Below are 24,151 nucleotides of genomic sequence, written 5' to 3' on the forward strand. Positions count from 1 at the left end.
TCCTCCATTAATTTGTAGATTTAATAGCAATATCCATACCAATTGAATAATTTATTAGAAAAATTAAGTTATTGTTAAAAAATATTACTTGATTGTAAATTTACCTAAGAGATCCATTTTAAACCAAGTCAAATAATGTTAATCTGCGCTCACTAAATCTTTAAGAGTAATTATCATGTATGGTAAACCTTCTTTTTATAAGCAAAAAAATATATATACATATGAATCAATTTCAGATGAAATTAAAAATGCCTTGAAGCTATTGGTTAATCAAGACGATCAATATAAAGCGTTCCTTGAGATGCTGGAATTACGAAAAGAAGATTTCAACAAGGCGTTGAAACAAACCACGGATCCTTATGAAATAAAACGAATATTGGAACAATATCACCGTTTTGCTAAAACATTATCATCTTGTTTATCCACACCACACAATGCGGCTTATATAATAGATTCTTATCATAAGAATAAGAATTATTATCCTGTAGGAGCAACTAAGGTAATCGAAGAGCCCTTTCGGCATAATATATCACTGGCTGCGACAATCTTAGGCTCAGCGCTTATCCTAGCATCCATAGCTGCAATATGGATTAATCCATTGATAACTGCCATTTTGCTTCCAATTGGTATTACGATGTTAGCTCCAGGCGGCGCATCCTTATTAATTCCAGGCCCTATTGATACATCAGAGATAAAAAGCCTAGAGAAATTAGTTTTTCAAGCTGGTGTTCAAGTAAATAATCCTCAATTGTCTTTTGATGAAACGCAAGGGTATACCCCACAGTACGCTAGTATATTCTAAAAAGTTCTGACCTAATTTCATAAGAACTCATGGAATTTTCTTAAAATTGAGCTATCATTCAGTTTTTGATTTCAGGAGCTCCTTATGAAAGTAGGTCATGACAGCTTATCAACAAAATCCCAATTGCATGTAGATGGAAAAACTTATCATTATTATAGTCTTAAAGAAGCCGAACAAAAAAATTTAAACGGAATCCATCGTCTTCCTTATTCACTTAAAGTTCTTCTTGAAAATCTATTGCGTTTTGAAGATGACAATACAGTTACCACCAAAGATATTAAAGCTGTTGCTGACTGGTTGAACAATAAAACATCACAACATGAAATTGCTTTTAGACCTGCTCGTGTATTAATGCAAGACTTCACTGGGGTTCCCGCTGTAGTGGACTTAGCAGCAATGCGAGATGCAATTGCTAAACTGGGTGGTAATCCAGATAAAATTTCGCCGTTGTCACCTGTGGATTTAGTCATTGACCATTCAGTTATGGTTGATAAATTTGGTAGTAAAGACGCTTTAACAGTTAATACTGAAATTGAAATGAAGCGAAACAATGAGCGTTATGAGTTTTTACGCTGGGGACAAAAAGCATTTAATAATTTCCAAGTTGTACCACCTGGAACTGGTATTTGCCACCAAGTCAATCTTGAATACCTAGGAAAAACTGTATGGAGTAGCACTGATGATGGTACTTTATATGCATATCCTGACACTTTAGTAGGTACAGACTCCCATACAACCATGATTAATGGCTTAGGCGTTTTAGGATGGGGCGTTGGAGGTATCGAAGCCGAAGCTGCTATGCTCGGACAGCCCGTATCGATGTTGATTCCAGAGGTTATCGGATTCAAATTGCATGGAAAAATGAAGGAAGGAATCACTGCAACCGATCTCGTACTCACTGTTACGCATATGCTTAGAAAAAAAGGTGTAGTGGGCAAATTTGTTGAATTTTATGGTCCAGGATTAAGCGACTTACCCCTTGCTGATCGAGCTACAATTTCTAATATGGCTCCAGAATATGGTGCTACATGTGGATTTTTCCCAGTAGACAAAGAAACTATTCGTTATCTTGAATTGACTGGACGTGATAAACATACTATTGCGTTGGTTGAAGCGTACGCTAAAGCACAGGGCATGTGGTACGATAAAGACAGTGAAGACCCAGTGTTTACTGATACTCTGGAACTCGATCTAAGTACAATTGTTCCCTCATTAGCTGGCCCCAAAAGACCACAAGACAAAGTAACATTAAGTACTTTACCTGTGGAATTTGATACGTTCCTTAAAGAAGCAGGAAAAGAACAAGAAGCAGATTCTTCGTTCTCTGTTAAGAATCATGAGTTCCAAATGAAACACGGTCATGTGGTTATTGCGGCCATTACCAGTTGTACCAATACATCGAATCCAAGTGTGCTCATGGCTGCAGGTTTAGTTGCTAAAAAAGCAATTGAAAAAGGACTCCAACGCAAACCTTGGGTTAAGTCTTCTTTAGCACCTGGTTCTAAAGTCGTTACAGATTATCTTAAACAAGCAGGATTGCAATCTTATCTGGATCAATTAGGTTTTAACTTGGTTGGCTATGGTTGTACAACATGTATCGGTAACTCTGGACCACTGCCCGATGCTATTTCTCACTGTGTCAGTGATAACGATCTTGTTGTTTCAGCTGTTTTATCAGGAAACCGTAATTTTGAAGGCCGGGTACATCCACAAGTTAGAGCAAACTGGTTAGCATCTCCTCCTTTAGTTGTTGCTTATGCTCTCTGTGGAACGACCACTATCGATCTAAGCAAAGAGCCTATTGGTAAAGACGATAAAGGTAATGATGTGTATCTGAAAGATATTTGGCCATCTAATGCTGAAATTGCTGCCGAAGTATCTAAAGTTACTGGTAGCATGTTCCGTAAAGAGTATTCTGAAGTATTTCTTGGTGATGAACACTGGCAATCAATTAAAACAAGCAGTGGAAAAACCTACGAGTGGGATGCAGATTCAACATACATCCAACACCCTCCGTTTTTCGATAATTTAAAAGCAAAACCTGATTCAATTAAACCGATCAAACAAGCTTACATTTTGGCATTATTTGGTGATTCAATTACAACAGATCATATCTCTCCAGCAGGATCCATAAAGGCCAACTCTCCAGCAGGATTGTACTTAAAATCCAAAGGAGTTGATGAAAAAGAGTTTAACTCTTACGGCTCTCGTCGTGGTAACCATGAGGTAATGATGCGAGGTACTTTTGCTAACATTCGTATTCGCAATGAAATGACTCCTGGTCAAGAAGGAGGCATCACCCGTTACATTCCTTCTGGCGAAGTAATGCCTATTTATGATGCAGCAATGCTTTATCAAAAAGACCATCATGCGCTTGTAGTTATTGCAGGGAAAGAATACGGTACCGGCTCTTCTAGAGACTGGGCGGCCAAAGGAACCAATTTGCTTGGTGTCAAGGCCGTACTTACTGAAAGCTTTGAACGTATTCACCGGTCTAATTTAATCGGCATGGGCGTTTTACCTCTACAATTTTGTGATGGCATGACACGCAAAACTCTGGATCTGAAAGGAGATGAACGTGTTAGCGTTGATGTATCGGATTCATTAACGCCTGGTTCAATGGTTCCAGTAACAATTGAGCGCACCAATGGTCAAGTAGAGCAGATTAAAGCATTATGTCGTATCGATACAGCTGATGAATTAGAGTACTATAAAAATGGGGGTATTCTTCAATACGTTCTCAGGAATCTGAGTGCTTGATGATTATGATACCTTCTACGTTGGGCCTATGGCCCAACAGCTCTGATATTCAGCTAGCTCATATATCTAATGCTCATCTTTTGTTTGGTTATAAAGACACCAATCTACTTTTTTATTTAATTTCATTAATGATAATAGCATTGCGCATCAAAGTTTTGCTTGTACCGCATTTGTTAAGGACTAATCATGAATCACCCTAAAAAGGTTCTAAGTGTATTTTCTTTAGTAATGATTAACGTCATTGCTGTTGATAGCTTACGTACTTTGCCCATTAGTGCCAAACTCGGACTTACATTAGTCTCTTATTATGTTGTAGCTGCATTTGCCTTTTTTATCCCTGTATCTTTAGTGGCAGCCGAATTAGCAACTACCTACCCCGAAACAGGTGGAATTTATGTATGGGTTCGTGAAGCATTTGGTAAACGAGCAGCTTTTATTACAATTTGGCTGCAGTGGATATATAATGTAGTATGGTATCCAACGATACTTGCTTTTATCGCGGCCACCCTATCTTATTTAATTGCCCCAGAATTAGGAAGCAACAAGTATTATTTGTTAGGTACAGTGCTTGTTCTGTTTTGGTTATTTACAATACTCAATTGCTTTGGAATGAAAGTATCGAGCATAGTCAGCACTATCGGAGCAACAATAGGCACTATATTCCCAATGCTTTTTATTATTTTCTTAGCCATACTTTGGGCTATTCAAGGAAAACCTATGGTTGTTGGCTATCCCACGACCTGGTTACCTGACTTCAGTTCTTTTGGTAATTTATCACTATTTGCAGTGGTGTTATTTGGTTTACTTGGTATGGAGATGTCCGCTGTTCATGCTGAAGAAGTAAAAAATCCTCAACGGGATTATCCAAAAGCACTTTTTTATTCAACTATTTTAGTCATTTCTACGCTTTCCTTAGGCTCAATCGCCATTATGGTTGTAGTTCCTAATGAAAGTTTAAGTGTAGTATCTGGGCTTATTGATGCTTATGCTGTTTTTTTTAATTCGTATAATATGCCCTGGATGACCTCTATTATTGCCGTTTTAATTATTTTAGGTGGCCTCAGTGGCGTTTCGGCATGGATTATTGGCCCCACAAAAGGATTAATGGTTTCAGCAAGAGATGGCTCATTACCTGCTCTATTCGCTCATACAAATAAATTCGGTGCTCCAACAACGATTCTCTTTGCACAAGCTATTATTTTTACAGTTTTAAGTACCGCTTTTATTTTGTTACATTCAATTAATGCGGCCTACTGGATGTTAAGTGATCTCTGTGCCCAAATGGCCTTATTAGTCTATGTCTTTATGTTTGCAGCTGCTATTAAGTTAAGATACAGCAAACCCAATATACATCGTGGTTACACTGTCCCAGGTGGTAATGTAGTCATGTGGTTATTATGTACCGTGGGGATTCTTTGTTGTCTTACAGCAATTGTTATCGGTTTTGTACCGCCAACACAAATACCTATTGGTAATGTATTTATTTTCGAATCATTTTTAATCGGTGGATTAATTTTGTTTGTATTAATTCCCTGGTTTCTTGCTAAAAAACATTAGAGTGTGTGAAGCCGTCATCCCCAACGTAGTAAGGGATGACGACAAGATAATCCGGGGTTCACCCAAACTATAATTATTCACTATTCAAACATCTCGATAACCGCTTGGTTCCATTGTTCGGGTTGCTCTAAATTAGATAAATGTCCTGCATCAGGTAAAATAATTAACTGGCTATTTTTTGAAATTGAATGCATATCGATACTTTGTTGCGGGGAAATAACATTATCCAATTCTCCTGAAATAATCAGAATTGGTAGTTTTGTAGTTTCCAGTAGAGCTGCTGTTGAATTACGAAGAGCCATTCCACGCAAAGCCGATGCTAGAGCGGTTGATTTTTGTAATGTTAAAATATGGCGTAGATAAGCTCGAGTTTGTTGTGATGCATAAGGTGATAGCGCCTTAGTCATAAACCCGTTAATTAAATTATCCGTCCCATTTTCAAGAACTTCAAGGGCAGTTTTCTCGCGTGTTGCTTTTGTTTCCGGACTATCTGCCACCGCCTGGGTATTTGAAAGTACTAGTCCAAGTATTTGATTAGGATATTTGCCTAAAAATGCCAGGGCAATATATCCTCCCATTGACTCGCCAGCAATGATTGCTTTATCAATTTTTAAGTAATCTAACAGTTGTTTTACTTCGTCAGCATATTGAGTCATAGGAATTGCATTTCCATCCACCGAAGATGATTCACCAAATCCCCATAAATCTAAGGTAATCACTCGAAAGTGCCCTTTAAGCCCTTCTTGTTGGGCCTGCCACAATCGTTGATCGGTTGGGAATGCATGGATTAATACGATTGGTTTCCCCTCACCTACATCATTGTAAGAAATAAATTGATTTGAATGAGGAAGTGCTATGGTCATTGCCTGCAAAGTATTACTAAAAAAGCAAATAAGAATAGAGATTAGAGCATGGGTCACATAGAGTATCTTATTCATTAATCACTCCACTAATTTGAAATGGCAACTTCCTGTTGCACCAGAAATATAGGCGTAACTGAAATCTAGATAATGATTAGAGTCACGCCGTGCATCATTTACCTATTAATCAGGCAAAGACATTAAGCTCGCATTACCTCCTGCTGCAGTAGTGTCAACAGTATAGGTTCGCTCATGACAAAGTCGAATCAAATAGTTAGGACCGCCTGCTTTAGGACCTGTACCTGACAATCCTTCTCCTCCAAAAGGCTGTAAACCCACAACAGCACCTATCATATTACGGTTTACATAACAGTTACCCGCATGAATATTCTGTCTAATGTATTCTACTGTTTCATTAATCCGACTATGAATCCCCAATGTTAAGCCATACCCTGTTGCATTAATTTGTTTAATGACTTGGTCTAAGTCTTTTCGTTTAAATTGAATTACATGTAAAACCGGACCAAAAACTTCCTTTTCCAATGCGTTGATATGATCAATAGCAATCGCAGTAGGTGGCATAAAGTATCCTGATTCCAAAGATTCATCCAATGGACATTGGTAAATGATTTCAAAACGCTTTTTCATATGCTCCACATGATTTTTTAATGTGGATAAAGCAGTCCTGTCAATTACAGGTCCAACATCAGTCACAAGCCAACGTGGATCGCCAACTACCAATTCCGCCATAGCTCCTTTTAAAAGCGCAATAGTTCGTGGATATACTTCTTCTTGGACAAATAAAACGCGCAACGCAGAGCATCGTTGACCCGCACTACCAAATGCAGAGTTAACTGCGTCGACTACTACCTGTTCCAATAAAGCAGACGAATCAACAATCATCGCATTTTGACCGCCAGTTTCAGCAATCAAAGGAATCAATTCACCGCCACGCGTTGCTAGGGTACGATTAATAAGATTTGCTGTGTCAGTAGAGCCAGTAAACAATACCGCTTTAATTCTTTTGTCCGCAACCAAGGCAGCCCCTATGGTTTCACCAGGTCCAGGAACTAATTGTACAGCGCCAGCTGGAATTCCTGCTCGATGCATTAATTTAACTGTATAAGCAGCAATTAAAGGAGTTTGTTCTGCTGGTTTTGCAATAACGCAATTTCCTGTGACCAATGCAGCAGCAACCTGTCCTGTAAAAATTGCTAAGGGAAAATTCCAGGGACTGATACAGAGCGCTATGCCACGTGGATGCAAGCTTAGCTCATTTAGTTCACCTGTATAACCTGTTAAACGCAGAGGAGCTAAAATTTGCTGGGCCTGGATCGCATAATAACGACAAAAATCAATGGCCTCACGCACCTCTGAAATGCAGTCATTCATAGTTTTACCGGCTTCTAGGCACGCTATGGTCATAAGTTCCGCATAATTTTCCTGTAATAAGTCAGCAAAACGATTAAGGCAGGCAGCCCTTTCTTTTACAGGAGTATTCGACCATCCAGGGAATGCTTGCTCAGCCTGTACCAATGCTTTCTCCACATCATCCAGGGATGAGTTTTGAACTGTTCCAATAATATTTTCAGTTTGTTGCGGCGACTCAACACGTTGCATTTCGCCTTTAAGTGCTGGATTTCCTGAGATTATCGGTCCTGAGGTCCATTGCTGTAATTTAAGTTGCGCCATTTTTTGTTGTAAAAAAGCGCGCTCAGTACGATCAGAAAAATCAAAACCTTTAGAATTCTTTCTGCTCGGTTGAAAGATATCTTCCGGCAATGGAATATTTTGATTCATCTTATGGAGTAATGATCTGGCTTTTTCGACAGGATCTTCAACCAATGTACTAATTGGTGCATTATCATCAACGATACGGTTCACAAATGAAGAATTTGCACCGTTTTCTAACAAACGACGTACCAAATATGGAAGTAAATCTTCATGGCTTCCTACTGGCGCATAGATACGACATGGAATTCCATGACGCTCTGTTGGTACTACTTGTTGATAGAGCTCATTACCCATTCCATGCAAACACTGAAATTCGAAATCTCGATAATCACCAGTAATATTTAAAATCATCGCCACAGAATAAGCATTATGGGTTGCAAATTGTGGATAAATTGCATCCGTCATGGTCAATATTTTTTTAGCACACGCTTGGAAAGAAACATCTGTAAAAACTTTTCGGGTAAATACAGGATATTCATTCAACCCCTGCATTTGGGTTTTCTTTATTTCACTATCCCAATAGGCTCCTTTAATCAAGCGTACCATGATTCGACGTTGTTTTTTTCTTGCAAGAGCGGCAACCCAATCCAATACATAAAAAGCTCTTTTTTGATAGGACTGGACCGCTAAACCGAAACCATTCCAATCATCCAAACTTGCATCGTTAAATACACACTCCATCACGTCAAGTGATAAATCCAAGCGCTCGGATTCTTCAGCATCAACCGTTAGGGCAATTCCGTAACTTTTTGCCAAGCGAGCCAAAGCCAAGAGTTTAGTTGGTAACTCCTCCATCACTCGATCATGCTGGCTTTCATTATAACGTGGGTGCAATGCAGAAAGTTTTATAGATATCCCTGCTCGTTTGTATACATCAGAATCTTTATCAGCCTGTTTCCCTATGGTTTCAATGGCTTCTTTATAGGCCTCAAAATAACGTAATGCATCCACAGATGTTAATGCAGCTTCACCCAACATGTCATATGAATAACGATATCCTTGTGCCTCTTTCTTTTTTGCTCGGCTTAGTGCTTCACTAATAGTGCGCCCCATAACAAATTGCTTGCTCATAATGCGCATTGCTTTATCAACAGCTTTTCTTACAACCGCTTCGCTACTGCGATTAACGAGCTTCATTAACGATTTAGTTAATGTATTTTCAGCTTTTTCCGGTGTGAGTATTTTTCCTGTAAGCATCAATGCCCAGGTAGTTGCGTTTACAAAAAATGAATCACTTTGACCTATATGAGATTTCCAATTTCCACCCGATAATTTATCTTTAATTAAATTATCTATTGTAGCACTGTCAGGAACACGTAATAGTGCCTCAGCCAAACACATCAGAGCAATACCTTCATCACTGGATAAAGCATACTCAGTCAAAAAGGAATCAATACCCGTGCTTTTTTTTCGCTCCGTACGCACTGACTCAACTAATTTTGTAGCACTATTCTTAATATCAATTAGTTGCTGTTGCCCTAAGGCTGCTTTTTCACAAAGCTCTGTTATTAATGGCAACTCATCAAGACGATAGGCATGATTAATAGCAGCGCGTAAACCCTCGGGTAATTGTATGGTCTGCTTTTCCAGCATAGTATTTCTCCGCAATCAAATCTATAACTAATCTTTTTCCCGTGCCTTCTTGAACACAAAGAAGTACCAAGTCAATGCTGGGCTCAAAAGAGTTTAAAAACTAACAGCCAAGTATAATTTAGCGCCATATAAAATGGAATGCACTACTTGCTTTTTTGCCTATAGAATAAAATACAAATCGGCTGTAAATCGAGTAATTATACCTAAATTTCGATCTTTTTTCTGTTGTTTATTTATTTTTCTTGAATTTTTTTTTATCTATTTGAACTTATTTAAACATGGCAAATGGCGTTTTTTTATATCATATAGCGCATTGTTTAAACTATGTTTTTTTCTATTCAGGGTTAAGCATATGAATTGAGTAATATTTCTCCCTGATGGACAAATTAAGGACTTCTGATTTTACAATTACGTGAATTGTTAATATAATCACCATTTTTTCTAAGAAACAATAACGGCGATTTACAGAAGAAAGGAGCAGTATGAATACTCTATTAACTCTAATCTCAACCGTAATTTTAACTAGTAATATAACCTCCAGCACACCTTCTTTTGCAGCAAGGTCTGAATCTGATATTAATAGCAAATTGCAACATTTGAGTCACAAAGCCCCCCAATTGAATAAAAATGTCTTAAGACTCGCATTAACTGCTTACCAAAATGCAAGTAAAAGAGGCTCTGTTAAAAAGCCTGTACTTACAGTAATAGACTATTCCTTGCCTTCAAACAAACAACGCATGTGGGTATTCGATCTCCGTAAAGAGCGTCTTTTATATAACACTTATGTAGCACATGGAAAAAACTCAGGGGTGAATAAAGCCAGCCATTTTTCCAATGTTCCCTCAAGCAAACAATCAAGCTTAGGTACATACATTACGAAAGATACCTATATAGGACATAAAGGATATTCGCTTAACTTACAGGGCTTAGATAAAGGTTTCAATGATAATGCATTAAGTCGACGTGTAGTAATACATGGGGCTTGGTATGTAGAACCTGATTTCATAAAGCGATCAGGTCGCGCCGGACTCTCATGGGGGTGTCCAGCTATCGCTCAAACCTTAGCAAAACCAGTAATCAATACCATAAAAAATGGTTCTGTTATTTTCGCTTATTTTCCGGATAAAAAGTTTTTATCTCGATCAGGCTATCTAGTAGCATAAATAAAAAAAGCCAGGGTTTAAGCCCTGGCTTTCGCAGTCATCCGTATAAGAACGTTCAGTTCTTATTATCATCCATGATAAATCATATCCATATGATTACAATTCCATTTGTATGACTTATATCCATACAAGTCATGTTTAAAATTTAGCATAGATATTTAGAAGCGCAAGAAGGCTTTGGGTAGTTTTCTCTAACAGACTTTAAATAAACCCTCAAATAAATTTCAGAAATATTATTTTAAAACAATGAGTTAAATAAAATCATTGAAATATATGCCAAAAAAAGCAGCGTTTCTCTTGACTTGAATTGAGAAATCTCTTACACAAGATCGAGCAAAAAAAACGTACCCCTATCTATTAAGCATATTATTTTCCACTAAAAAACTAAAGTAATAACAGTCTTTACATACAAGTGCTTGATTATGTCAAAAGATGTGGTAGTTTATTCAGCATCTAGATCACGCTTTAGAGCAATATGATGGACAAACAACCGTTAACTACAGTAAAAAAAGATAAACTAAACATTATAGATTGGCTTATTGAACATTTTCCAAATGCTTTTTTTAAAAAAGGAAATCAGATTAAACCTCTGAAAATTGGAATTTTTGACGATATTATCGACTTCTACGAACGACTAGACACCCCACCTTTTAGTAAAAAATCGCTACGAGAGGCATTAAGTTACTATAGTGCCTCACCAGCTTACCTAAATTGCCAAAAAGAGAACGCTGCACGAATTGATATTTATGGGAATGAAGTAGATGTAGTCACTCAAGAACAAGCCAGATACGCTCATCAGCGTTATTTGGAGCGTTATAACAAGAAACAAAATTCAGAGAAAAAGAGTAGCAACCAAAGTAGCGCCTAAAGGACTCCAAAAAATCTAAGACTGGCTTTAAATCCAGTCTTAGATATGCCCTCTTCGTTCATCCTAATGATTACTGAAAAGCCATCAAATAATTAACTCGGACATCAGAGCCGAGCGTAGCTTTTCTTAAAAACGGATTATAATCCATACCTTTCAAGTCAATTAAATTGAAGTCCCAAGGACGCGCCATGGCACACAACTCACTGGGTTTGATAAATTTCTTATAATCGTGTGTCTGTTTTGGCAATAAATTCAATACATATTCAGCAGCAATAATTGCAGTAGCATAAGCTTTAATTGTTCTACTGATTGTTGAGACAAACAAAAATCCATTGGGCTTAAGTAATCGTCTACAATGTTCAAAAACTAACTCGGGATTTTCAACATGCTCTAACATTTCCATGCACGTAATAACATCGAAACGTTGATCCTTATAAGTTTCAACTAAAGCACATTGATAGTTAATGCTTAAATGATTTTTTTTGGCATGTTCTTGTGCTACAGAAATTGCAGTAGATTCTGCATCTATCCCCGTAACTTTTGCTCCAGAATTTGCCATGGCTTCACATAAAATACCCCCGCCACAACCAACATCCAAAACATTTAAATCAGTTAATTGAACATGTTGTTTAATAAAATCAAGTCGTATTTCATTAATATCATGAAGTGTTTTCAGTGGCCCTTCTTTATCCCACCATAAGTTGGCATGCTGAGCAAACTTATTTATTTCTTGCGGATTAACGGTTGATTCTGTATTACTCATATTTTAATAAATCCAGAGGTTTAAAAAAATCGATCACGTGTTGATTCGTGATAAAACTTATATTATAGGGATGCTCTGCAATAAGTCCTATAGGCAATTTACTCTGCGCCGCAGTTTCTGCAATTTTACCTAATAAAATCAGTTGAATATTAGGCTTAATTAGAATTAACTGTTCCAAAAGACTTTGCATAAAGGGCTTCCATTGGCGAGCATGATAAGGAACTTTACCCTCACTATAAACCAACGAGGCATTGAGTAATAAAATACCTTTATTCATCATTCCCTCAAACAATTGTTGCGCTGTTTGTACCAAGGTTTTTTTATCCAGTAACGCAATATCAGCTTGTGATGTATTAAAACCTAAATCCCCACGTGCACAAAGCATCATTTTTATCCAATTACGCAAAGAAGTTGCCCTATTCACCGCTTTGCTCAGACCCGTAGAACTCCATAATTCAGCAACAGAATTATCCCAAAATGCATATCCATTTGCTGATTCTTTACGTGGATAAGGTGATTCACCTAATAAAATATATTGAGTTTTGGCCAGCGGTAAACTGAACGCTGCGAATAATCTCGCTCTTCCTGGCAACCAATTTTCATCATTCATTAACTGATGCAAATAATTCTGATCCATTGTTTTTAAGGCTGTGATTAGAATTTTTTTCCAATCAGAATGACAATTATTTAAAAAAGATTGATTTTCCATTTTTATATTCGGTATCAACAATTCTAATGACCCTTCCAATATGACTCCTTTTTCTATATAATGCACTTAATTTGAGCAGAAATATAAAAGTTATGAGCACTAGCGTAAAAAACGAAGAAATCCTAACTAGCGATGCACTGCATAATCGTAACTGCTATGCTTATTTTCTTCAATTAAAAACTGCAATTAGTCAATGCCCAGTTGTCTTGGAGCTCCTGCCAGAATTCGCCAAATTATACGCTGTACTAGAACAAAAATATGATGAAAATTATCCCTATGGTGATTTATATTCGTCTTGTATCGCCGCTTTGGAACAGTATATTGAGGACAACTCTACAGATAAAGTTAAAGAGCTGGATGAATTAGTTCTAGCCATTTACCACAATGATAATAAAATCCTCGAAGAGTCTTCTGATTGGATAAATGATATTGGTGACCAACTACATCCTCGGAAATCCAATATAGATAAAAAAATTAAAACAACAATAAAAGATACAAAAAAAAATGTAAATAAGCGCTCACCAAATAGTGAAAGTAGCATTTTCCGACGCCTTTATTCTCTGTTTTCAGAAGACTTTAAACCCCAACACGAAACCAATCTGCCAACAATTAAAAACTTTCCCTATAAAGATGGCTCAGCTCCTACAGAGTATCGTTTTAGCACTCAAGCCCAGCGCCATGGTGGAAAACCTCGTATCAGTCCTCTTTTTAACCGTTGGTTAACAATAAATGCCGAAAAATCGGACAAACCGATATGCCATATCTACTTTAATAATCTGGGGCTAGATCGAAGTAAGTATGATATTGCGGGCTCCAAAGAAAGAGATTTGACTCTAGCGCTACATAAACTTGAAGACGATCCAAAGCTTAAAGTTCTTGTCATTACTCTTCCTGCTAATGAAGGTTTAATGGATTCTTCCGACTTTGAAAAAGTGGATGATCGGTTACAACCTCGAGCTGTATTTAATGAATTTCTAAAGATAGCAAGAGAAAAAACAGATAAAAAAGTCATTTCTGATTTCCACATTAGTCCTACAGCAAGAAAATTGTTGTTTGGTGATAATGAACAAGAAATCTTAGAAAAGTTACTTCGAAAGAGTTTTAAGGCACAAGGACTTATCAATAAGCGTTCTATTACTTCTGCGGAAAAACAAGCAGTTTGGGTGCACTTCATCAAATATGAACTCCCAAATTACATCATAAAACAAGTAAAACCTAATAGCTTCAATTTTTCTTGCAAAGATGCAATAGATCGTGGAGCACTATCGTCTACTTATTATAACTTGATGAAATCCTTTAAATTAGAAAAGCCTATAAACAAAAGAGAATTTGAACGTTCTCTAGATGCTGCAGCGGCAAATGTTAAAGGAAGAGGTATGAATTTTCATCGAAAAATCATATGGAATGCTTTAAATACTTATGTTAATGCTAATTACTCTGAATTAATTACGAACAAGAAGAAGTCTTGGTTAATTCACTGGCGTGATATGAACTGTCCAGAGATACAGACAAGGAAACTTCTTAAAAAAAGACTCCAAGAAACTCATAAACAATTTGAAAAACTACCAGAAGGAGATGTGAAAGTAATAGGTCTTAAATTATTGAGGAATGTCAATAAATTAGATCACCAAAAGTCTTGTAGCGATGAACTCCTACTCGAAATAATTTCACGCACCTCTGAACTCGTAAATACACCGTCTAAAGAGTCAATTGAAAACTATAATGCTCTTACCCATGCTCTAAAAATAAATCACCCAACTTTATATGAAATCGCGGGTTTAATGGTATCATTACTTGGTGTTATACTTCTTATTCCCTCTTTGGGATTCTCCCAGGCGATAATAGATAGTGGAGAAGCTCTACAGAACAAAGGCTTTTTCTACGAAAGCAGAAATAAACTAAGTGAAGAACTAGCTGAATTCACTTCAAGTCTAAGTATGTAAAACCGTACTTTTTTGGAGCTATGCCTCTAAGTTTGAGTACCACTTCATATGACCCCATTGTCTTAAAATAACTCCATAGAAACAAATTTTTTACTTGCTAATTCATGCCTTGTGGTTAAAAATAGAATTTACAGGGAGATTCTTACACAGGGAGCTGGTGTTATGTCTACTAAAGAACAAGAACTTGATGTACTTATAAAGAGTGATACAAACCTCTCTAATACAAATAGAGTCGTCATTGAAAAAACTTTAGCACAGATGAATTTTTCCGATGCTGCAAAAGAATTATTGCTCAACCCAAATTCGCCTGAAAACGATCTGGATAGCCTACAGAGTATTGCTCTAACGCAACAACACTTAGCACAAGTCAAAAAAAGTCTAGGAGAAATAGTTGAGAGTTTACAAGATAATCCAAGCCTTATTTCCCGTGCCGCTGCTTTTTGGGGGGAATTGCCGTTATGGCAAAGAATTATAGGTGGTGTTGCTATATCAGGACCTACCTTGATCATAGGAGCTGCAGCTCATATTGGGTTCCTAGTGACCATTAGTGGCGTAAGCGCTTTAGCATACACCACCAGCAGTATCGTTCTTGATGACCACCATTATCATACCAGGAGTATTGCTCAAAAATTAAAAGAAGGGATTTTTGGAGTCGCGGAAATCCTTGAGTTAACTATTGGTGCCTTAGATGCTATTCGCAAAAAACTAGCCGTTGAAATAGAACGATTTAGAGAAGAAAATGAAAAATTAGCTAAAAACATTACAAGGTTAAATGAAGAAGTAGAAACATTGAGTGCTCAAGTGGAAGTGTATGTTGAAACCGAAAAATTACTTCGTAAAACAAAGGACGAGCTTGAAAAAACTGCTATTTCTTTAAAACAAGATGCTGAAAAACAAAGCAAACAATTTGACACTACTCAAAAAGAACTTATTAAAGCTCGTGAGGAGCATTCAAGAAGCCTGCTGTTATTATCCCAAAAAACATCTGAGTTATCTGAAGTAAGAATATCCATGGGAGCTGAAGTAGAGAAAGCTAGGAAAATTGCATCCACTTTAGAAGGAGCAGTAAAAATTCTCTCCAGTACAGCCATAACTGACTCAAATCAACGACTCTCTTTTCAAGAGAAACTCGATTCTTTCATAGATAAAAAAACAGCAAGTTTTGATGAAGTGGCAAAACGTATGCTCCAAGCAGAGTCTGATCTTTTCCAAGTTAAAACTGAATTGAAAGCTAGTACAGAACGATTTCATAAGCTTTTAGAACTTCAAGAAAAACAACTTCAGCGCCTACAAAGTCTGGATAAACGTGTTGACTCCAGTGTTCATCCAGAATTGAATCCCGTTAAAACTGAAGAACAAATAAAACCTGAGGGATTACTAAGTAAACTTGGTTTCATGGCGTTACCGCAGATATGGCCAATGAGTAATCCATCTCCATCTCCGAAACTAAATACTCCAGCACCTTAATAATGAAATGTCTTGAATCATAGCTTCCTCCAAGCATCATTACTTGGAGGATAGAATTATAAAATAACAGTAAATCCCGTGTATTTTTTATTCCTTGCTCAATATGGCAATAGATTGTGAAGCCCCCTGATTTCAGCTATTCTGTATTTTTAGCATGAATTCAAAAACTGTGATTAAATCATATAATAAGCTGATAAATTTGATAAAAAACAATCAACAAATGATGGTAAAACAACTCCATCAATTTTGTGAGATTAATTCTGGAACAACTAATTTAGTTGGATTGGCATCAATGGCTAACCTACTAAAAACAGTCTATAAACCTATTGCGGATACAATCTTTAAAAAAAAACTGCAACCTTTATCAGTTATTGATATGTCCGGTAATACCTCACTCCAAACCTGTGGAGATGCCTTGCTCATCAGAAAACGGCCTCACTTAAAACGACGTGTCTTACTTTGTGGACACATGGATACAGTTTATACCGCCGATAATCCATTCCAGAAATTGACTTACATTAATGACAACTGCATCAACGGGCCCGGTGTTACTGATATGAAAGGTGGGCTTATTGTGATGTTGCATGCCTTATCTGCTTTTGAATTGAATGATTGTGCAACAGAGCTGGGTTGGGATGTTTTAATCAATGCAGACGAAGAAATCGGATCGCCAGCATCTAGTATACTGTTCGACGAACTGGCGTCTAATTATCAAGCCGCTTTGGTATACGAGCCAGCCATGACAGCAAATGGCACTTTAGCTAAAAATCGAAAAGGAAGCGGAAAATTAACACTCATCGCTACTGGAAAAGCAGCTCACGCAGGACGCGATTTTGCAGAGGGGCGAAATGCAATTTGTTACTTGGCTGAAGCAATAAGTGCCATACACGCCCTTAACGGAAAACGTAATGGAGTTACCATTAACGTAGGAAAAATAGCAGGTGGTGAAGCACTTAATGTAGTTCCTGATAAAGCTGTAGCGCAACTTGACATTCGAATTAGTCTGCCTGAAGATGAATTTTGGGTACGAACCGAATTGGATGATATTATTGTTCAATTAAAACGTCCTGAATATTCTTTAAGTGTACACGGTGTTTTTGGGAGGCCCGTAAAACGCGTGTGCTCAGGTACAGAACGTCTGTTTCATCGTATTCAACATTTAGGACATGAGCTCGGTTTATCTATAGATTGGAAAGATAGTGGTGGCTGTTGTGATGGAAATAACTTAGCCCAACATGGTTTACCAGTCCTAGACACTCTTGGAGTCAGAGGGGGAAACATCCACAGTACAGATGAATATATACTACTCGATAGTTTATCTGAACGTGCTGCGCTTAGTGCCCTACTCTTGCTCGACCTTGCTCAAGGTGGCTTAGAGGATTTAAAAAATGATGCTATTTCGTAGTGCTTGCGATACAGATTTAGATGCCATTCATCACTTGGCCGAAGAAAGCGGTATAGGAATAACAACGCTTTCTAAAGATAAGGAAATATTAGCAAAACGACTTCACTGGTCCACTGAGTCATTCAAAAAAAATATAGAAAAACCAAGTAATGAATATTATTTATTCGTTTTAGAAAATCCCAAGAGTAAAAAAATAATTGGCGTTTCAGGCATTGAATCCTGTACCGGTCATGAGGCCCCGTTCTATTCTTATAAAATCTCCAAACGTACCCGAATTAGTCGCTCATTAAATATCCGTAGCGATTACGAGGTTTTAAGCCTAGTGAATGATAATCAAGGGCGAAGTGAAATCTGCACCCTTTTTTTAGAGCCAAAGTATAGAAAAAATAAAAATGGCTTATTATTATCCAAAGCACGTTTCCTATTTATCGCCCAACATCCCCAACGCTTTGCTACAACAGTAATTGCTGAAATGCGTGGAATCTCAGATGCGAAGGGTATATCACCTTTTTGGGAAAATGTAGGAAGCCATTTTTTCCATATGGCTTTTGCTGATGCAGATCGACTCACTCTGGCAACTGACAAACAATTTATAGCTGATTTAATGCCGAGAAATCCTATATACATTAAATTGCTATCGCCGGAAGCTCAAGCAGTAATTGGCCAAGCCCACCCGTCTACCCAATCAGCTATGAACATCTTATTAAAAGAAGGTTTTCGATATAACAAATATATTGATATTTTTGATGCCGGTCCTACCCTTGAGGTTCCATTATCCCGAATCCAAACCATAGAACATAGCCGAGTTGTAATCATTAAAAATATTAGCGATGAGGTGAGTAGTCCTAATTATTTATTAGCAAATACCCAATTGGACTTTCGCGCAACCGTTAATAGCGCGCTAATTAATAAGGAAAATAATACCTGTATTATTAGTAAAGAGACAGCTAATGTCCTACAAGTCAAATGCGGAAATCAATTACGAGTAGCTCCTTTACAATGTGACAGTGGAGAGGTAAATGACTAAAGCAGATATAACATGTGGAAAAGGGCAATATATTAATGGCCAATGGATAAGAGGCCATGGAACGACGCTTGAATCTATAAACCCTAGCTATGGTACCTTAATTTGGCAAGGCACAAATGCTACAGATCAAGAAGCTTCAGCTGCATATCATGCAGCACGACAAGCTCTTATACCTTGGTCTTCTCTTGATTTCGAACAACGTGTACTTTATACCCAAAAATTTGCTCAACAAATTGATAAAAATCGTGACCACCTGGCACACTTAATCGCTTTAGAAACGGGAAAACCTTTGTGGGAAGCTCATACAGAGGTCAGCGCCGTTATAGGAAAAATTAATTTATCCATACAAGCTTACCAGGAAAGAACGTGGACAAAAATAACCAAAACTACAGAAGCCAATGCGTGTCTTCGTTTTAAACCTCAAGGCGTTGTAGTCATTCTTGGGGCATTTAATTTTCCAGCCCATTTAAGTAATGGACACATAATTCCTGCCCTTCTTGCAGGCAACACAATTCTTTATAAACCAAGTGAACAAGCACCTGCAGTCGCTGAATTTATTATGCAATGTTGGCATGAAAGTGAAATTCCCCCTGGAGTAATCAATTGCTTACAGGGCGATGCATCTTGTGGAAAAGCCTTACTTTCACAAGACATCCAAGGCGTATATTTTACAGGAAGTTATGCAACTGGATTGCGCATCCATCAACAGTTTAGTGATAAACCTGAAGTGATTTTAGCCCTTGAAATGGGTGGGAATAATCCTTTAGTTATTGATGAAATTTCCGATCTCAATGCTGCCGTTTATCATACCTTACTCTCTACATTGCTTACTGCAGGTCAACGCTGCACTTGCGCACGACGAGTCATTATTCCCGACACACATCAAGGCGATGAGTTCCTGAATTATTTTATCAAAACGTGCTCATCAATTAGGATCGGGCCTTTTGATCAAAACCCAGAACCATTTATGGGACCAGTTATTAGTCATCTACAAGCCACTAAACACCTTCAGAGCCAAAAAAAACTAGTTGAGTTGGGTGGCGCTTCCCTCTTATCCATGACGTTACTTGTTGAACATACTGGCCTACTGTCACCAGGCATTATTGATATGACCCACTTTGAAAATCCGCCAGATGAGGAAATTTTTGCACCATTAGTCCAAATATATCGGTACAATCATTTTGATGAAGCAATCAACATGGCTAACCAAACCCGTTACGGTTTAGTTGCGGGTTTATTAAGTAATAATGAACAACACTATCATCAATTTTATCAGCAGATACGTGCTGGATTGATTAATTGGAACAGACCCACGACAGGAGCTGCCAGTAGCCTTCCTTTTGGTGGTGTTGGATTAAGTGGAAATCATAGGCCAAGTGCTTATTTTGCCGCAGATTATTGCGCTTACCCTGTATCTAGTATGGAGCAGCCACTTCTAACAATGCCCGAACAAATTTTACCTGGTATTGTATTGAGTTAATTAAACATTGTGTGGAATTCTAAACTGTCTTGAGTAAGGCAAATCAATTTGAAACTTATAAATTAGTTAAACATATTTGCCTCATTTTTGTATCAATTACGTTTTCACAAAGTAGTAATGAATTTAAAATGGAACATTAAAATGAATGTTTATGAAGTCAACATGGATGGCCTTGTAGGCCCTACACATAATTATGCAGGTCTTGCACAAGGCAATATTGCATCGCTCTCTAATGCCTTAGCAAGTTCTAATCCTCAAGCAGCTGCCTTACAAGGCCTAGAAAAAATGCACTTGCTTCATAAAATGGGGCTCAAACAAGGTTTGTTTCCGCCACACCAAAGACCTAATCTTGAACTACTTTATCAATTAGGTTTTTGTGGTACACCGAAAGAACAAATTAATAAAGCCTACAGAACAGCGCCCGAACTTCTTAACGCGTGTTATTCAGCTTCCAGCATGTGGTCAGCAAATGCAGCCACAATTTCTCCCAGTACCGATACTCAAGACCATAAAGTTCATTTTACGGCAGCAAATCTTGTAAGTAATTTACACCGACACCATGAAGCTGACTTTTCAAAAAAAATTCTGGAATTTATTTTCGCAAACTCAGATTACTTCCATCACCACCCTATTCTACCACGATCAACAATTATGGGAGATGAGGGTGCGGCCAATCACAGTCGCTTGTGTCAAAACTATAATCAACCTGGAATCCATCTTTTTGTATATGGAAAAAAGGGGCTAGGAACCAGTCAATTACCCTCTGGACCAATAAAATATCCTGCACGACAAACACATGAAGCATCTGCAGCCATAGTCCGTCAACATCAGTTATCGACCAACCATGTTGTATTTGCATGCCAAAATCCGATCGCAATTGATCAAGGAGTTTTTCATAATGATGTGATATCTGTAGCCAATGAATCTGTTTTGCTCGTCCACGAACAAGCCTTTCATCAGCAGAGCTCAGTACTTAAAGAACTAAGCGACAAAGCTTCATTTCCTATAAATATCATTCAAGTATCACAAAATGAATTAAGTATCGTTGATGCTGTTGAAACCTATCTTTTTAACTCACAAATTATTAGTTTAACGAAACAAACCTCTATGATGCTCATTGCCCCTTTCGAGTGTCAGAATAATCCTCGTGCTAACAGGTGTATCGAGAGAATACTTTCTGATGAATCTAATCCTATTAACTCCGTCCATTTCCTTGATCTGAAACAAAGTATGCAAAATGGTGGTGGCCCAGCTTGCCTGAGATTGCGTGTTCCATTGAATGAAGAAGAGCTTCAAGCCATGCATCAAGGCGTTTTAATAGATGATCCATTATTAAAAATTTTGGAAAAGTGGGTATTAAAGCACTATCGTACTGAGTTAAATGCAGCAGACTTAGCTGATCCTCAGTTGATTGAAGAATGTTTTTTTGCCTTAGATGAATTAACACAAATCCTAAAACTTGGTTCAATTTATCCTTTTCAATTAGAGAAGACTCTCTAAAATGTGGAAAACAAAGTTGGGAAGATGCATTTATACCTCTCCATCGGGTTATAAAGTATATCAAAATGGATGCTATCGATGGCTAACGCTAGGTAGTAATGCCCTACAAACGGTAATTAACCGTCATAAGCCACATAAACCTGTTTTATACTATCTTCCTGCTCTGACGATAATGGCCCGTAATGATCCAGGAGTTACTTGTTTGTTAGGGTTGGGCGGTGCAGGAGTTGCATTAATGCTGAAGGATGCTCCTATAATCGCGGTAGACAATAGTGAGGAAGTTATTGAAATAGCAAAACGTTTTTTTATGATAGATCGCTTAAAAAACCTAACGGTTATCCATGAAAACGCGGTGGATTATGTACAAAAATGCGAAATAAATTTCACGCATCTAATCGTTGATCTATACAACGCAAACCATTTTCCACCTGAATGTGCCAATACTCAGTTTTTTGCTTCGTGCAAAAGAATAATAACTGAAAATGGAATCTTGGCTGTAAATTTGGCAAATATAAAAGAACAGTACCCAATTTTTCAATTAATTAAAAATCAATTTAATCATACCTTAGTCGTTCCAATAAGAAAAAGTGCTAACATGGTCATTCTTGCTGCAAAAAATGAAAGTAAAGAATTATTTATGGAAAAAATAAAAGAAACTGGTGCTTTTAAGCGGATAATTTGGGTTGACTCTTGGGGTTATGTTGGGGATTACAAACAAACTAGTTGGCTGCAATTAACCAATTATCTTCGGTATTACAGTGTTCTGTAAAAAATGAATAAAAATTAAGTGATTTCTACGACTATTGACAAAACCAGTGTAAAAAGTTGTTGCCTTAACAAGCAATATCTTGATATTAACTTACCATAATGGTAATATTTTAATCAATATGACTTTAATATTTCTTCTATGTTAAGCAATACAAATGCCGCTACTCTAATAAAAATGGAGAAAGCACGCTTATTAAGCCCATACAATAGTCTCACAGAACCCAAAAAGTTTGATTATATATGTCAACTAGCTTTAGAAAAAAATATCATAGAGCTTGAAAAAATTGTCAAAAATTCCTTAAGCTCTCTCAATATCCAACAAAATGGTCATACTCCTCTTAGTTTATTAGCCTTTCGAGGCGAACATGAGGCCGTGGCTCTCTTAATTAGGTTGGGCGGCAGTGTTGAGTGGGCCATTTATGGGTATGCTTATGGAGGCCATATACAGCAAGCTGCAAAATGGATGAATGCCGCTGTTCCTGCAAAAGATCGTTCATCAAAAAACCCTGGTTTTAAGTATATACGCAGTTGGGCCATGAAAGATACCTGTCGAAGTTTTGCTCGGGGCTTAGTTAATGGAGAACGTCATAGTAAGTTCAATGTAGAACATAGCCTAAGCCTTATAGTACAACCTGACCTGAGAGAAAAATTAGCTAAAGAACTAGGAAGACACATGGGGCAAGATCCCACGCCAATCCTATCTCTGCCACGCGCAAATAAAGTTCATATATTTATGAATAAATATGGGCTTAGCTTTAATGAAACTATGTCTCTTTCCATTCCTGGTTTTTATGGTTGGATGATTTATGGGACAAAACTCGTGCAAGAAGGTCGTTTAGAATTTAGTATGTTCTGTCATATAGCTAATTCTATCTATGCTTTAACTCCTAGAGAGATAGAAAATATTTCGAACGCAATGACATTTTCCACCTCTTATCATGGCCGAAAATTATTTGAGACCATCTGTCAACTTGCACAAGCAAAAGATGCCGTTGGATTAAAAAAAATTAAAGATCACGGAGCAAATTTAAATATCAAAGTGGCCATGCTAACCCCTGCTAGTTTCTTAGCTTCGCAAGGAAACCATGAAGCAGTGGATTTTCTAGTTCAACATGGCGTATCACATGAGGACTTGTTTTCAAACTTGACTCACGTAACTTATAGTGCCGCGGTGAAAGGTGAAATGGAGACAGTGAGAAATTGTTTATATACATTAAACCGACCAAAAACAGAGAATTATGCTGTCTATTATTTGTATGATGAACTTCTTATTAAAGAAGCCTGCAAGGGGTTTGCAGACGGAGGCCATCTCATTAATGCTCGAAAAGCAGAGCAAGTTCTTCAAAATTTTGTTACATTCAAACAGCTCTCCAAACCATTATATAGCACTATAGAACAACAAATAAAATGCAATTTGCCAGTGATTTCCGGTCCCTTATCCGCAAGTATTGGCCGTAAAAAATTTGGGATTTTTATAAATAAAGAACAAGCAATGGAATTAAAGGACGGTATCTCTTATATAAACCACTATATGCTTAAAGATTTAGTTTAAGATATTGTAAGATAAAATAATGTAACTATCAGAAAGGTAGGGCTTACAATGTTTATAGTAGCTCCAGTTAAAAAAGTCATGTTCATTTTTTATTATTATACTAAATTCCAATAGCTTTTCCTGACCTGCATATAGATTAGCTCATCATAGAAGATGAATTTGAAAAAGTATTTTATTGTGCGTAATGAACTCTATTGGGA

General features: G+C 37.4%; 17 protein-coding genes. 13 read left to right on the plus strand and 4 right to left on the minus strand.

The genetic code is table 11. The features are described from left to right. Positions 1-175 precede the first annotated feature (175 nt). The 3 genes from ACWTEW_RS06010 (at position 176) to ACWTEW_RS06020 (ending at position 5,119) form a co-directional block, all read left to right on the plus strand. Positions 176-802: a lpg1689 family Dot/Icm T4SS effector gene (locus ACWTEW_RS06010; RefSeq protein WP_454780808.1), complete on the plus strand. Its 627-nt coding sequence runs from the start codon at positions 176-178 to the stop codon at positions 800-802. 84 nt (positions 803-886) lie between these two features. Beyond that, on the plus strand, positions 887-3,562 hold the full coding sequence (gene acnA / locus ACWTEW_RS06015) for an aconitate hydratase AcnA (protein ID WP_454780809.1): 2,676 nt from the start codon (positions 887-889) through the stop codon (positions 3,560-3,562). 186 nt (positions 3,563-3,748) lie between these two features. Beyond that, positions 3,749-5,119: an APC family permease gene (locus tag ACWTEW_RS06020; RefSeq protein ID WP_454780810.1), complete on the plus strand. Its 1,371-nt coding sequence runs from the start codon at positions 3,749-3,751 to the stop codon at positions 5,117-5,119. A gap of 80 nt (positions 5,120-5,199) precedes the next feature. Here the strand turns inward: ACWTEW_RS06020 and ACWTEW_RS06025 are convergent, their stop codons facing one another. Together ACWTEW_RS06025 and putA are read right to left on the minus strand one after the other, a co-directional pair. After that, a complete protein-coding gene (locus ACWTEW_RS06025; protein WP_454780811.1) occupies positions 5,200-6,057 on the minus strand; it encodes an alpha/beta fold hydrolase in 858 nt (285 codons plus the stop codon). Between the two features lie 105 nt (positions 6,058-6,162). Continuing rightward, positions 6,163-9,306, minus strand: coding sequence for a bifunctional proline dehydrogenase/L-glutamate gamma-semialdehyde dehydrogenase PutA (putA, locus tag ACWTEW_RS06030; RefSeq protein ID WP_454780812.1), 3,144 nt, complete (start codon positions 9,304-9,306; stop codon positions 6,163-6,165). Between the two features lie 482 nt (positions 9,307-9,788). On the opposite strand from putA, the gene ACWTEW_RS06035 reads away from it, so the two are divergent. Together ACWTEW_RS06035 and ACWTEW_RS06040 are read left to right on the plus strand one after the other, a co-directional pair. Next, positions 9,789-10,469: a murein L,D-transpeptidase catalytic domain family protein gene (locus ACWTEW_RS06035; protein WP_454780813.1), complete on the plus strand. Its 681-nt coding sequence runs from the start codon at positions 9,789-9,791 to the stop codon at positions 10,467-10,469. A 478-nt stretch (positions 10,470-10,947) separates the two neighbouring features. Next, entirely contained in the window at positions 10,948-11,337 is a 390-nt protein-coding gene (locus tag ACWTEW_RS06040) for a ProQ/FinO family protein (RefSeq protein WP_454781270.1), read from the plus strand. A gap of 70 nt (positions 11,338-11,407) precedes the next feature. Here the strand turns inward: ACWTEW_RS06040 and ubiG are convergent, their stop codons facing one another. After that, on the minus strand, positions 11,408-12,100 hold the full coding sequence (gene ubiG, locus ACWTEW_RS06045) for a bifunctional 2-polyprenyl-6-hydroxyphenol methylase/3-demethylubiquinol 3-O-methyltransferase UbiG (protein WP_454780814.1): 693 nt from the start codon (positions 12,098-12,100) through the stop codon (positions 11,408-11,410). Continuing rightward, positions 12,093-12,809, minus strand: coding sequence for a uracil-DNA glycosylase family protein (locus ACWTEW_RS06050; protein ID WP_454781271.1), 717 nt, complete (start codon positions 12,807-12,809; stop codon positions 12,093-12,095). Before ACWTEW_RS06050 ends, ubiG begins: the two co-directional genes overlap by 8 nt. Positions 12,810-12,901: 92 nt before the next feature. Here ACWTEW_RS06050 and ACWTEW_RS06055 point away from each other — a divergent pair, with 92 nt between their 5' ends. From ACWTEW_RS06055 to ACWTEW_RS06090, 8 genes are all read left to right on the plus strand, one after another. Then, positions 12,902-14,752, plus strand: a complete 1,851-nt coding sequence (locus ACWTEW_RS06055; protein WP_454780815.1) for a hypothetical protein — start codon at positions 12,902-12,904, stop codon at positions 14,750-14,752. Positions 14,753-14,914: 162 nt separating this feature from the next. Further along, a complete protein-coding gene (locus ACWTEW_RS06060; RefSeq protein WP_454780816.1) occupies positions 14,915-16,219 on the plus strand; it encodes a LegC2/C7 family Dot/Icm T4SS effector in 1,305 nt (434 codons plus the stop codon). Positions 16,220-16,373: 154 nt separating this feature from the next. Continuing rightward, the gene (locus tag ACWTEW_RS06065) at positions 16,374-17,624 is read left to right on the plus strand and encodes a hydrolase (RefSeq protein ID WP_454780817.1); all 1,251 of its coding nucleotides are present in this window, start codon (positions 16,374-16,376) and stop codon (positions 17,622-17,624) included. Then, a complete protein-coding gene (locus tag ACWTEW_RS06070) occupies positions 17,608-18,651 on the plus strand; it encodes an arginine N-succinyltransferase (protein ID WP_454780818.1) in 1,044 nt (347 codons plus the stop codon). Before ACWTEW_RS06065 ends, ACWTEW_RS06070 begins: the two co-directional genes overlap by 17 nt. Further along, positions 18,644-20,131 carry a succinylglutamate-semialdehyde dehydrogenase gene (astD, locus tag ACWTEW_RS06075; protein WP_454780819.1) on the plus strand — a complete coding sequence of 496 codons (1,488 nt, stop codon included), beginning with the start codon at positions 18,644-18,646 and terminating at the stop codon, positions 20,129-20,131. Before ACWTEW_RS06070 ends, astD begins: the two co-directional genes overlap by 8 nt. Positions 20,132-20,272: 141 nt before the next feature. Then, on the plus strand, positions 20,273-21,631 hold the full coding sequence (gene astB, locus ACWTEW_RS06080) for an N-succinylarginine dihydrolase (RefSeq protein WP_454780820.1): 1,359 nt from the start codon (positions 20,273-20,275) through the stop codon (positions 21,629-21,631). Position 21,632: 1 nt separating this feature from the next. Further along, positions 21,633-22,400 carry a spermidine synthase gene (locus ACWTEW_RS06085; RefSeq protein WP_454780821.1) on the plus strand — a complete coding sequence of 256 codons (768 nt, stop codon included), beginning with the start codon at positions 21,633-21,635 and terminating at the stop codon, positions 22,398-22,400. 138 nt (positions 22,401-22,538) lie between these two features. Then, the gene (locus ACWTEW_RS06090) at positions 22,539-23,951 is read left to right on the plus strand and encodes a hypothetical protein (protein WP_454780822.1); all 1,413 of its coding nucleotides are present in this window, start codon (positions 22,539-22,541) and stop codon (positions 23,949-23,951) included. Positions 23,952-24,151: the final 200 nt, after the last annotated feature.

The organism is Legionella stuttgartensis (assembly GCF_977063405.2).